The organism is Bacillus sp. FSL M7-0558 (assembly GCF_038003245.1).
Classification (GTDB): domain Bacteria; phylum Bacillota; class Bacilli; order Bacillales; family Bacillaceae; genus Bacillus; species Bacillus pumilus.
Genome location: NZ_JBBOOU010000001.1, coordinates 1907691 through 1920914 on the forward strand (window position 1 = coordinate 1907691; position 13224 = coordinate 1920914).

Below are 13224 nucleotides of genomic sequence, written 5' to 3' on the forward strand. Positions count from 1 at the left end.
TGTGAAGTGTAAAAATGGAGCTTCGTCAGTTACGTTATTTTGTAGAAGTCGCAGACCGTGAACACGTGTCAGAAGCGGCTGAAAACTTACATGTTGCCCAATCTGCGATCAGCCGGCAGATTGCGAATTTAGAAGAAGAGCTTGGAGTGGCCTTATTCGAACGAGAAGGACGAAATATCAAATTAACGAAGATCGGCAGACAATTTTTAGATCATGTCAGAACGGCTCTAAAAGCCATTGATTATGCGAAAGAGCAAATTGATGAATATTTAGATCCACACAAAGGAACCGTCAATATCGGTTTTCCTACTAGCCTAGCAAGCCAAGTGCTACCTTCTGTCATTTCCGCCTTTAAACAGGAATACCCAGAGGTCGATTTTTTACTTCGTCAAGGATCCTATAAATTTCTCATTGAAGCTGTAAAAAATCGAGATATTGATCTCGCCTTTTTAGGACCCGTACCGACAAACGATCCTCAAATAGAAGGACATATTTTGTTTTCAGAAAGCATTTATGCCTTGCTGCCTGTCAGCCACCCCTTTAGCGGACAAAGGAGTATTCATTTAAGTGATTTAAGAAAAGATCATTTCGTGTTATTTCCGGAAGGATATGTCCTGAGACAAATTGCGGTTGATGCTTGTAAGCAGGCAGGTTATGAGCCAACCATTTCATCAGAAGGTGAAGATTTAGACGCCATTAAAGGTCTCGTATCGGCGGGTATGGGCGTTACCTTATTACCCGAAAGCGCCTTTTATGAAACCACACCGCGCTTTACAGTGAAAATTCCGATCGATTTTCCGCAAGTGAGAAGAACGGTTGGAATTATTGCTTCTAAATCACGAGAAATGTCTCCTTCTGCTCATGATTTTTATGTGTTTGTGAAGGATTTCTTTTCTAAAATTGAACAATATAAATAATTCATTAAAACAAGACATTTCATTTGTGGAAATAATCCCTCTTTGTATATGATGGGTTACAGAACAACACACTATATGGAAGAAAGGTATTCGTATGAAATCAATTTTATCGTTTTTAAAGCCGTATCGGCTATCCGTTGTGTCCATTGTGATCCTCACCTTTTTAAGCAGTATGCTCCAGCTGTATTTACCGACGCTTACGGCAGATATCGTCGATGTCGGGATCGTCCAAGGAGATATTGCTTACATATGGAAGGTTGGCGGCTGGATGGTGGCCTGTTCTTTACTTGCCATCTTACTCACGATCTGGAAGTCTTACTTGTCATCAAAGACTGCACTTGGCTTCGGGCGTGATATGAGAAGACAGCTATTTGTGCATGTCGAACAATTTTCATTAGAAGAATTTCAAAGGATCGGAACGTCTTCCTTTATTACAAGATCAACAAATGATGTAAAACAAGTCCAAGATGTCACGATCATGATTTTACAAATGATGACGAGAGCCCCGCTTATGCTTGTCGGCGGAATTATTTTAGCTGTATCACGCGATGCTGTCCTGTCTCTCATCTTTCTAGCTGCTCTTCCCCTTCTTGGCGGATTTATCTACTTGGTGTCGAGAAAAGCCATTCCTTTATTCGGTCAGCTTCAGAAAAAAACAGATCGGCTGAATTTAATTATGCGAGAATCTCTTTCAGGCATCCGGGTCATTCGTGCTTTTAACCGAGTAGATGATGAAAAGGAGCGTTTTCAAGAAGCCAACACATCCTACAAGGATACCGGCCTTAGAGTCAACCGTTTAATGGCTTACTTGTTTCCATTTATGCTCATCATCATGAACTTCACGAATATCGGCATTGTCTGGCTAGGTGCAAACCGAATTGATGCCGGAGAGATGGAAGTAGGGAATCTCATTGCCTTTATCCAATATGCGATGATGATTTTGATGGCACTGATTATGCTGTCGATGAGTTTTATTATGGTCCCAAGAGCACAAGCATCAGCTAAACGGATGAATGAAGTGTTAAACATGGAACCGAAAATTCAAGACAATGAAGGAACGGTTCCTGACCTGCACGCGCCAGCACAATCCATTCGCTTTGAGGATGTGTCATTTTATTACTCAAATGCTGAAAAGCCGGCAGTTCAAAACATTTCGTTCGAAGCCAAAACTGGCGAAACGACAGCTATTATTGGAAGTACAGGTTCAGGGAAAACCACTCTTCTCCAGCTAATGACGCGCTTTTACGAAGCAACTGAAGGCCGGATTACACTAGATGGTGTAGACATTAGAGAGCTGCCTCAGGAGAAACTAAGAGGCCAGATGGGCTATGTTTCTCAAAAAGCGGTTTTATTTAGCGGAACCATTGCCGATAATGTGCGCTTCGGCAGGCAGAATGCAAGCGATGAAGACGTCTGGCAGGCGCTGCGAACGGCGCAGGCAGAAGAATTTGTTTTGCAAAAAGATGGCGGCATCGATGCGGAAATTGACCAGGGTGGATCGAATCTATCTGGCGGTCAAAAGCAGCGTCTTTCTATTGCAAGAGCGCTAGTGAGAAAGCCGTCATTCTATCTGTTTGACGATAGTTTTTCAGCACTTGATTACAAAACAGATGCGAAGCTTCGGGCATCATTAGAAGCTGAAAAAGCGCATGCAGCCCTCATCATTGTGGCGCAAAGAATCAGCACAGTGAAGCATAGTGATAAAATCATCGTACTAGATGATGGGAAAATCGCAGGTATCGGAACACATGAACAATTACTGAAGGAGAACCTTGTCTATCAAGAGATTGTTGCATCACAGGAAGGTCAGGAGGTGGAGCGAGGATGAGTAAAAAAATGTCTTCCGGCATGGGCCATAAAGGCGGCCACCCTAGAGGACCTGTCGCAAAACCAAAGGAATTTAAGAAAACACTGCTTCGTTTGATTGGCTATTTAAAACCAAGAAAGATTCAATTGATCATTGTCTTCATTGCAGCAGTCGGTTCAACCGTCTTTAACGTCATTAGTCCAAAGCTGCTAGGGGATGCCACCTCTTCCCTGTTTGACAGCTTTACACAAGGAACAGCTGTAAAATTCGATGTCATTTCACGAATCTTATTGCTGCTTGTCGTGCTATACGTCGTTGCTGCTCTCTTTTCATTCGTTCAGCAATATGTCATGGCGGGTGTCTCCCAACAGACCATTGCTGAATTACGGCAAGAAGCAAATGACAAGCTCACACGTCTCCCCCTTCGGTATTTTGATAAAACAACCCACGGGGACACGCTGAGCCGTGTAATGAATGATATCGATAATATTAATACTTCGCTTCAGCAGGCGCTCACCCAAGTGATTACATCTGTCATCACGGTCATTGGGATTGTCGTCATGATGCTATTGATCAGTCCGCTGCTGACCTTGCTTGTTTGTTTGACGCTGCCGCTCAGCCTGTTTGCGATTCGCGGCATTACGTCATTTTCTCAAAAGCATTTTAAAGCGCAGCAAAAAGAGCTGGGGATGATCAATGGCCATATTAATGAAATGTTCACAGGGCATCAGACAGTTCGTGCGTATGGCTACGAAAAGAAAGCGATCGATACATTTGATCAATTAAACGAGCAGTTGTATGAATCATCAAGGAAAGCACAGTTCATTTCTGGCTTAATGATGCCAGTGATGACGTTTATCGGGAACCTCGGCTATGTGGCAGTCAGTGTAGCCGGCGGTATTCTTGTGATTAACGGGAATATTCGTGTCGGAGATGTGCAGGCGTTTATCCAATACACGCAGCAAATGTCTCAGCCGCTAGTGCAAGCATCAAGTGTTGCCAACTTGGTTCAATCAGCGATTGCTTCTGCTGAAAGGGTGTTTGAAATCCTGGATGAGGAAGAAGAAAGTACCGAGGAAGATGCAGCAATTGATCTTGAATCACTTTCAGGCGATGTGAGCTTTGAACAAGTTCAATTCGGATATGAAAAAGACCATCCAATTATTAAAGATTTGACTTTAGATGTAAAAGAAGGTCAAACGGTTGCGATTGTTGGGCCAACAGGCGCAGGAAAAACAACCATCATCAATCTTTTAATGCGTTTCTATGAATTAGATCAAGGCTCTATCCGCATCGGCGGTGTCAAAACAACTGACCTCAGCCGTCAGCAAGTACGCGACCTATTTGCGATGGTTCTTCAGGATACGTGGCTTTTTGAAGGGACGATTCACGACAACATTGCCTATGGCAGGCAGAACGTCTCAAAAGAGGATGTCATTAAAGCCGCCAAACATGCTTATGCTGACGACTTCATCCGCACGCTTCCAGACGGATATGACACACTCTTAACAGAAGATGCCGGCAATCTATCCCAAGGTCAGCGCCAGCTGTTAACCATCGCCCGTGCGATTTTATCTGATCCAAAAATCTTAATATTAGATGAAGCGACGAGCAGTGTGGATACACGGACAGAGATGCACATTCAAAAAGCGATGAATGAATTGATGAAAGGCAGAACGAGCTTCGTCATTGCACACAGACTGTCGACGATTAAAGATGCCGACGTTATTCTAGTCATGAAAGATGGCACCATCATTGAAAGAGGAACGCACAGCGAACTCTTAAAACAAAATGGCTTCTATGCAGACTTATATATGAGCCAATTTACGGAGAATCAAGTGGGTTAAATATAAAAAAGGATAGACACGCATCCATGCGGTCTATCCTTTTTTGTTAATCAGCTCGTTTTTTCACTTTTACACTGAGTTTCGTTATATACTCTGCTTCATCTTTAGACATGAGTGAATGAAGCAAATACTCCTCAAATACATCTCCATCTAGCATCATGTCCTCTTTTTCAATTTCATCTAACAAGCGCGAATAAGCAGAATCAATCTCCTCGTATGATCCTTGATCATACATCACCGCATAAAGGCCGGCAGGTTTTTTAACTGCTTCCGGCGCTTCCATTCGGCAAAACAGCTGATCTGACTGATGATAGTGACGCTGAAGGAACTGCTCCTTTTTTAAGACAGCCCCATTTGCCGCAGCCCCTTTTATGCCAATTTCCTTTAGAAAATGTCCAACAATACGAGATATTTCTTCTACGGATGTATTCATGTCAATCGGGTTCGGTGCACTTAATACAACTGGTTCTTCTGGCAGCTCTTGAAACAAGACCTCCCCCATTTTGACAGATGATAGTTCCTGCGTCGTCTCCATGACCCGCATAAGAAAAGACTGGATATCTTGAAGTTTTTCAATCTCTTGTTTGACCTTTTCTATTTGTTCAGCTGCTAGGCTTTGGAGCCTTTCTCGGGAAGGCTCAGTGAAATATTGTTTTAACTCTTTTATCGGAAATTGCACAGCTCGAAGGGATTGAATCGCTATAAAATGATCAAATTGCTCAAGTGTATAGTAACGGTACCCATTTTCATGAACACCAGCTGGCTTAAATAAATCAATTTTATCGTAATAAAACAAGGTATCTTTCTTTACATCAAATAACTTGGCAAATTCTCCAGTGAAAAATGTTTTTTGCACATCATTCATCATCATTAAGGCTCCTCTCTTGACTATGGAGTTACCCCACCCTTTATGATAACATGCAGAACACCACTACGCTTGGAAAGGATAAAAACATGAACAACATCACTCAACATGAAGTGGCATTAGAACTGGCAAAAAAAGAGGACTTCCCTTTTATGAAAAATGAGCTACAGAAAGCTTTTACAGCTGGCGTGATCGATGCATTTGGCGATGCGCATGATGGATCGATTCCTCCAGGTGAAGTGATTGATGAATCTTTTCATTCGAATGAACACATTGTTTATCATATTATGCTAAATGGCGAAAAAGCAGGCGGCGTTGTCATTAAAATCAACCAAGAGACCCAGCACAACTCAGTTGACCTATTATACATCTCTTCATCCTCACACGGAAAAGGCATTGGTCAGGCAGCATGGAAAGCCATCGAGGCGCAATATCCAGAAACGATTGTTTGGGAAGTTGTGACTCCGTATTTTGAAAAACGCAACATTCATTTCTATGTCAATAAGTGCGGCTTTCAAATTGTGGAGTTTTATCATATGAAACATCCAGATCCGAACGCACCTCATGAAACTGATCAAGAAAATAAGCATACTGCACCTGAGGAATTTGAATTTTTTAAGTTTGAGAAAATGATGAAGAAAACCTGCTCTAGCCAATAAAAATCTGCATCAAAAAAACACTACCCCATGAAAAAAGGTAGTGTTTTTTGAATCTCATCTAGCTTCTAATCTGACCGTCACCAGACAGAAGTAACTTCGTTGTTGTGAGTGCTGGAAGCCCCATTGGACCTCTGGCGTGCAGTTTTTGAGTGGAGATACCAATTTCAGCCCCGTATCCAAGTGCACCGCCGTCTGTAAAGCGTGTAGATGCGTTATGATAAACCGCCGCCGCATCGACTTCGTTTAAAAACGTGAGTGCCTGCTCTTCATCCTCTGTCACGATGGCTTCTGAATGTTTTGTACCGTACTTTTCAATATGGTGGATCGCTTCCTCGATGGAATCGACTACCTTTACGGCAAGATCAAGACTTAAATACTCATCTGTCCAGTCCACTTCCTCAGCAGGAATGGCGTTTGAAAAATGAGGCAGTGCAGCCTCGTCGCCATGTACGGTGACATGGTGCTCTAGCAGGGCTTCATTCAGCGATGCCGCATTTTCTTTCAGCCAATCGCGATGGATGATTAGCGTCTCAAGTGCATTACATACAGCTGGACGATTCGTTTTTGCATTGATGACAATCTCAATGGCTTTTTTCACATTGGCTGTTTGATCAATAAAGACATGACAGTTTCCTGTTCCTGTTTCAAGAACGGGAATGGTAGATTGTTCAACCACTGTTTTGATTAAAGAAGCTCCGCCTCGCGGAATTAAGACATCAATCCATTCTTTTAGATGAAACATCGCTTGAACCGATGAACGGTCTGTTTGTTCTATCAATTGCACCGCATCACCCGGGATCTTTGTTTGATCCAATGCTTCATGAATAACACTCACAATGGCTTTGTTGGAAGAAATAGCGGAGGAACCGCCTTTTAAAATCACTGCGTTGCCTGCCTTAAGGGCAAGCCCTGCTGCATCGACAGTGACATTCGGTCTCGCTTCATAGATCATACCGATCACGCCGAGCGGTACTCTTCGGCTTTTCACATGCAAGCCATTTTCAAGAGTCCATTCATCCAATATTTCTCCAACAGGATCTGTTAATCTCGTCACAAGCCGCAAGCTTTCGGCAAACTCATGAATTCTTTCTTCATTTAACATTAAACGATCCAAGAGTGCCTCTGAAAAGCCCTTTTCCTTCCCGGCATCTATATCCTTTTGATTCTCTTGCAAGATGAACGTGCTATTTTGTTCTAACGCTTCTGCTAGTTTCAGCAGTGCCTCGTTTTTATCCTCTGTATGAAGTAAACCTAGTTTTTTTGAAACGTGCTTTGCTTTTTTCGCTTTTTCTTTGACCGATGTGACAACTTCAGCTGTCAGTGTCATGGAATTCCTCCCTTTTGGTTAGCAAACTGGTATCGATAAATCTAAATGACAAACAAATGCTTCAAGATCGACGACATGCACTACTTCATCCTGCAAGAAGTCACGCTTTTGGATGAGTTCATCTGACGAATAATTCACAATGCCCAGTCCGATTTCTCTTTCATCTTGATCTAATATACGGACGACATCCCTTTTTTTAAACGAACCCTTCACATTGACAATGCCATCGGAATCGAGGCTCCTCTCACGGTGCATGAGGAGTTCCTGTGTTTTCTCACGAATGACGATCTCGCCTTTTGGTCCAGAATGAAAGGCAATCCACTGCTTCTTGTAATTCAGCGGTGCTAAATTTTCATCCGCGGTAAAATAAGTGCCGTCCTCTGTTCCATTAATGGCTTTGTCTAAAATGTGAGGCGTATCCGCTTTGCCTAAAAAGCCGTTAATGCCAGCTGCCATTGAAATTTTAAACGCATCGAGCTTTGATTTCATTCCGCCTGTGCCCACACTGCTCCCTGCATCTCCAGCTGCTGCTTCGATGTCTTCTGTGATGTCTGTGACTTCAAGAATTCTTTTCGCATTCGGATTTGTATGCGGGTTCTCTTCATACAAGCCATCAATATCAGATAAAATGGCAAGGAAATCCGCGTCAATGAGGCCAGCTACTTTTGCAGACAATGTATCGTTATCTCCAAACTTCAAGCGGTTAATCGTCACTGTATCATTTTCATTGATAATCGGAATGATGCCTCGATCTAATAACACATTCATCGTGTTGCGCACATTTTGATAGCGCGTTTCATCTGAAAAATCACTTCTTGTGATTAAAAGCTGTGAGGCAATATAACCGTGTGATAAAAATAAAGTAGAATATGATTCCATTAAAAGGCCTTGCCCAATTGAGGCAGATGCCTGTTTTTCCGGCAGTGTTTTCGGTCTATCGATAAATCCTAGTTTTCGGTAACCAGCTGCAACCGCACCAGATGAAACCAAAATGACTTCGTGTCCTTCATCTTTGAGTTTCACAATTTGATTGACGAGGTTTTCTAGTTTTTTCAAACTAATCTCCCCTTGAAAGCTAGTAAGAGAGCTGCTTCCGATTTTTACAACAATTCGTTTTCTCTCTTTATCTGCGTACACCTTATCACTCCTGTACCTGAGCTCTATTTATTATATAGATACTTTTTGTTTTTGCTGTTTGCTGATCTCTTTTGATCGATTGGCAGCATGTTTGACGGCCTGCTTGATTGCTTCTCCTCCGCCAAAATCATCTAATGCATTCAGTCCTGCAGCTGTTGTTCCATTTGGTGACGTAATTTTCTCTCTCAGAGTAGAAGGGTCTTCCTCTGTTTCTTGCAACATTTTCGCAGCACCGAGAAGTGTCTGCGCGCCAATTTGGCGAGACAATTCCTTAGATAAACCTGCTTCTTCTCCTGCTTCTTCGATTCTTTCCATTAAGAAATAAAAATAGGCTGGTCCGCTTCCGGCAATTCCAGTGAAAATATCCATTTGCTCTTCCTGAATGGTATACACTTCGCCCATTTCAGATAAAAGAGCCTGACTCATGCTGATATGGTCGTCTTTCACATAACGTCCAGCACATAAAGCGGTCGCTGAAGCCCCGATCGTACTTGACGTATTCGGCATGACCCTCATCACGGGCTGTCCTTCATGCAGCATATCTTCAATATACGATTGCTTCACGCCTGCAAGGACAGACATGATCAGCTGGTCTCTCCGAATATGAGGTTTTAACGATTCAAGTGCTGTTTCAGCATCCTTTGGCTTCATGGCCAGGATCAACATATCCATTTCTTCAAAAGGAAAAGAATCCATTGTGGCTGTTTGTATTCCGTAACGTGTCGTTAGTTCATTCAATCGAATTTGATTTTGTCTGTTTGTTGCGTAAATTTGGCCTAGCGGCATTTGTCCTGATCGCACAATCCCGGCAATCATTCCTTCCGCCATAGAACCTGCTCCAATGAAAGCAACTTTCTTTTGATCAATGATATTGATCCTCTCCCTTGTTCGCTTTTTGTTCGTGTTTTTCGCACGTTAGTTATCGTAACATGATGAGAAATCGTGTCAAGAAAGAGCCAGCGCTTTTCAAAAGTCCCGAATACGCATTCAACCGCTTGCTGTATGTATACTGACTGCGCTTTTGCAAAACAACAATTTAGATCTAAAGAACTATTCATATTTGCATCATAGTACCCTTTCGTTCGACTGAATTCCCCATTTTATTTTTGGTTTCGGTGACTTCAATTCTATTTTATAGAAAGCGCTATCATTTTTAATGGATTTCTATTTTCCTATACGACGAATGTGCTTGAATCTTCCGATTAGACTATTGACATATTTTAGAAAACATGTCCGTTGAAATGATATTTTACGGGTGATACCGTGAAAGGGAAACTAAGTGAAAAAGGAGCGTTCATAATGAAAGTGAAAGAAAACTATATCAATGTCATTCCAATGAAAGAAATCCGTTCGACCGATGACCTTCTTTTCCCGTTCCCTATTTACAATGAGCTACGTGCCCAGAGTGATATTAGATATGATGAAACAAGAAAGTGCTGGGATCTCTTTCGATATGCAGATATCCAGTCTGTTCTGAAGCAGCCAAAAGTGTTCTCATCTCAGCGAGGAAGAAGCACAACGAAAACGAGTATTTTAACGATGGATCCGCCAAAGCATACAAAAATGAGAGCACTCGTCAATAAAGCATTCACGCCAAAAGCGATTAAACAATTAGAAGATAACATTAAAGACCTGACACATGACCTGCTGCAACAAGTCAAGGGTCAGCGTACGTTTGATATCGTAGAAGATCTAGCAGCTCCCCTGCCTGTCATGATTATTGCTGAGCTTCTCGGCGCAGAGGTAAAGGATAGAGCGTTCATTAAGAAACATTCTGATGCCCTAGTAGCAGGTGCAAAGGATGAATCAAAAGAAGCCATTCAAGCAGTAGTCGATATGCAGAAACGCGCAGAGGAAGAGCTGTCCGCTTATTTTGCTCACTTGATCCAAAAACGAAAAGAATCCCCTGCTGATGACCTGATCTCACTTCTTATTCAAGCAGAAATCGATGGTGAGCGTTTAACCGAGAATGAACTACTTGGTTTTTGTATTCTATTACTTGTTGCTGGTAATGAGACAACGACCAATTTGATTACAAATGCAGTAAGACTGCTAACAGAGCAGCCGCATATCGCCGAAGCAGTACGGCAAGACCCCTCTCTTATTCCTCAATTGACCGAGGAAACACTACGCTATTACCCGCCTGTTCAAGCCATTGGGCGAATCGCGGCCGAGGATGTTGAGATTGCAGGCTCGAAAATTAAAAAAGGAGACTATCTCATTAGCTGGGTTGCTTCAGCAAATCGTGATGAACAGAAATTTGACGATCCGGATACGTTCCGTCTTGACCGGAAATCAAACCCGCATATGAGCTTTGGCTTTGGCATTCATTTTTGTCTCGGTGCACCGCTTGCCCGCCTTGAGAGCAACATTGCACTTGAGATTTTACTCCAGACGTTTCAAGACATCACCTGTGCGGCAGATCAGCTAAAACCCATTCAAAGCACATTTGTTTTTGGGGTAAAAGAATTTCCTGTACAGGTCACCCGTTTTTAAAAGTCCCTTTTGAGGGGCTTTTTTTCATTTTCTTCAATTCATCATCTCTTTCTTACCTTCCACCTCCGAACATGCTAAAATAAAGTCCATATAAAGTGATAACGGATTTCAGAAAAGGAGCCAAAAATTCATGACCGATTATACAGCAATGAAAGACGGAATATTCAAATCAGTTTGTTCGTTAGATTGCCCAGATCAGTGCGGTCTTTTGATACATAAAGAAAATGGAAAGATCGTAAAAGTGCAGGGAGATCCAGACCACCCCGTCACCCAAGGCAACATATGCAACAAGGTGCGGAATGTCACAGCCCGTTTATATGATGAAAAGCGACTGACCACTCCTTTGAAGCGTGTTGGCCGCAAAGGCGATGGACAATTTGCTCCGATTACGTGGGAAGAAGCCATTGAAACCATTCGGCAAAAATGGACAAAACTGATTGAAGAAAAAGGTCCAGAAAGTATTCTGCCTTACAGCTTTTATGGGAATATGGGCAATCTGAATGCAGAAGGCATGGACCGCCGCTTTTTCTATCGTCTTGGTTCAAGTCAATTAGACCGGACCATCTGTCAGTCTGCAGGAACGACTGGCTATAAATATACAATGGGTGCAAGCATTGGGACAGATCCAGAAGAGACCATTCATACGAAACTATTCATCTTTTGGGGCATCAATGCCGTGTCGACCAATATGCACCAAATCACCCTCGCACAAAAAGCGCGAAAGCAAGGAGCAAAGATTGTCGTGATTGATGTACACAAGAACCAAACCGGACGGATGGCAGATTGGTTTATTCCGCTTCGACCTGGTACTGACAGTGCCCTTGCCCTTGGCATCATGCATGTTCTTTTTAAAGAAGGACTAACAGATGAAGCCTTTTTAGAATTTTATACAACCGGTCATAAGGAGCTGCGTGAGCATGTGAAGCAGTATGATCCAGACACTGTTGAGGGCATCACGGGGGTTTCTAAAGAGGACATCCTTACACTTGCAAGAATGTACGCAGAAACATCGCCGTCTCTCATTCGCATTGGCAATGGTTTGCAGCACCATGATAATGGCGGAATGAGTATTCGAACCATTTCCTGCCTCCCTGCCCTGACTGGTCAGTGGCTCCACAAGGGCGGCGGTGCGATGAAATCAAACTCTTCTTTTCTCAGCTATAATGAAACAGCTCTTCAGCGGCCAGATTTATTAAAGGAACGCACGCCAAGATCATTTAATATGAATCAGCTAGGCAGTGTGCTGACGAATGCAGCGCCTTCCATTGATTCACTCTTTGTCTACTCGTGCAACCCAGCTGTTGTGACGCCTGAAGCGAATAAAGTAAGAGAAGGTTTGCTGAGAGATGACTTATTTACAGTCGTTCACGACCTATTTCTAACAGAGACAGCTAAGTATGCAGACATTGTCCTGCCGGCAACATCCGCCTTTGAAAATGAGGATTTCTATACATCATACTGGCACCATTATATTCAAATTCAAGAGCCAGTGATTGAACGCTATGGAGAAAGCAAATCCAATACAGAAGTGTTTCGCTTGTTAGCCCATGCGATGGGCTTTGAAGATGAAGCCTTCCGCGAGACAGATGCGGAACTCATGGAACAAGCCCTTCATCATCCAGAAAATCCGCATTATGAGGACATTTCATACGAGGCATTAAAAGAAAAGAAATGGATCAAAGCAAAACGAGGACCTTTCCAAGACTTAAAGCTCTCTACCCCGAGCGGCAAAATTGAGCTTTATTCTGAACAAATGAAAAAAGACGGATATCCGGCGCTTCCTACCTACGTGCCCCTTTATCAGGAAAGCGAATATCCGCTTACCTTTATACCGGGACCGAATCATAATTTTCTTAACTCGACCTTCTCACTTCATGAAAAGCATCAAAAGCTTGAGAAGTTCCCGAAGCTTCATATGAATGAACAAGATGCAAAGGCAAGAAAAATTGAAGATGGTGACATGGTACGTGTGCTCAATGACCGAGGAGAATGCGAGCTTGTCGTGTCAGTCGGTCACAATGTATTACCTGGTATTGTGGTCAGCCAAGGATTATGGGCAGATCAAAAAGGCAAAAAACAGCTAGTTAACGGGCTAACACCTGATCGGCTGGCAGATATGGGCGGCGGTGCGACGTTCTTTTCTGGCAGAGTGGAAGTTGAAAAATGATC

Annotated in this window: 10 protein-coding genes; 6 read left to right on the forward strand and 4 right to left on the reverse strand. The window is 42.8% G+C overall.

Annotated elements, in window-relative coordinates:
- The first annotated feature begins 14 nt into the window (after positions 1 to 14).
- The 3 genes from MHB79_RS09395 to MHB79_RS09405 all read left to right on the forward strand — a co-directional run bounded on the left by MHB79_RS09395 (position 15) and on the right by MHB79_RS09405 (position 4571).
- Positions 15 to 917 (forward strand): LysR family transcriptional regulator, encoded by a 903-nt coding sequence (locus MHB79_RS09395; protein WP_050943953.1) that lies wholly within the window; start codon positions 15 to 17, stop codon positions 915 to 917.
- 94 nt (positions 918 to 1011) lie between these two features.
- Positions 1012 to 2745, forward strand: a complete 1734-nt coding sequence (locus MHB79_RS09400) for an ABC transporter ATP-binding protein (protein WP_268493248.1) — start codon at positions 1012 to 1014, stop codon at positions 2743 to 2745.
- Entirely contained in the window at positions 2742 to 4571 is a 1830-nt protein-coding gene (locus MHB79_RS09405; protein ID WP_340989609.1) for an ABC transporter ATP-binding protein, read from the forward strand. Before MHB79_RS09400 ends, MHB79_RS09405 begins: the two co-directional genes overlap by 4 nt.
- Before the next feature lie 46 nt (positions 4572 to 4617).
- Here MHB79_RS09405 and MHB79_RS09410 read toward each other — a convergent pair whose 3' ends face one another.
- Entirely contained in the window at positions 4618 to 5439 is an 822-nt protein-coding gene (locus MHB79_RS09410) for a MerR family transcriptional regulator (protein ID WP_340989611.1), read from the reverse strand.
- Positions 5440 to 5525: 86 nt separating this feature from the next.
- On the opposite strand from MHB79_RS09410, the gene MHB79_RS09415 reads away from it, so the two are divergent.
- Entirely contained in the window at positions 5526 to 6095 is a 570-nt protein-coding gene (locus MHB79_RS09415; protein ID WP_340989613.1) for a GNAT family N-acetyltransferase, read from the forward strand.
- Positions 6096 to 6153: 58 nt separating this feature from the next.
- Here the strand turns inward: MHB79_RS09415 and MHB79_RS09420 are convergent, their stop codons facing one another.
- Genes MHB79_RS09420 through proC form a run of 3 tightly spaced genes read right to left on the reverse strand, consistent with a single transcriptional unit; the run spans position 6154 to position 9387 of the window.
- Entirely contained in the window at positions 6154 to 7422 is a 1269-nt protein-coding gene (locus tag MHB79_RS09420; protein ID WP_340989615.1) for a glutamate-5-semialdehyde dehydrogenase, read from the reverse strand.
- A gap of 18 nt (positions 7423 to 7440) precedes the next feature.
- Positions 7441 to 8559, reverse strand: coding sequence for a glutamate 5-kinase (proB, locus tag MHB79_RS09425; RefSeq protein WP_340989616.1), 1119 nt, complete (start codon positions 8557 to 8559; stop codon positions 7441 to 7443).
- 30 nt (positions 8560 to 8589) lie between these two features.
- Complete coding sequence (proC, locus tag MHB79_RS09430) at positions 8590 to 9387, reverse strand: pyrroline-5-carboxylate reductase (protein WP_229200375.1); 798 nt, start codon at positions 9385 to 9387, stop codon at positions 8590 to 8592.
- A 471-nt stretch (positions 9388 to 9858) separates the two neighbouring features.
- On the opposite strand from proC, the gene MHB79_RS09435 reads away from it, so the two are divergent.
- Together MHB79_RS09435 and MHB79_RS09440 are read left to right on the forward strand one after the other, a co-directional pair.
- Positions 9859 to 11055, forward strand: a complete 1197-nt coding sequence (locus tag MHB79_RS09435; RefSeq protein ID WP_226805293.1) for a cytochrome P450 — start codon at positions 9859 to 9861, stop codon at positions 11053 to 11055.
- A gap of 130 nt (positions 11056 to 11185) precedes the next feature.
- Positions 11186 to 13222 (forward strand): molybdopterin oxidoreductase family protein, encoded by a 2037-nt coding sequence (locus MHB79_RS09440; RefSeq protein ID WP_340989618.1) that lies wholly within the window; start codon positions 11186 to 11188, stop codon positions 13220 to 13222.
- Positions 13223 to 13224 lie beyond the last annotated feature (2 nt).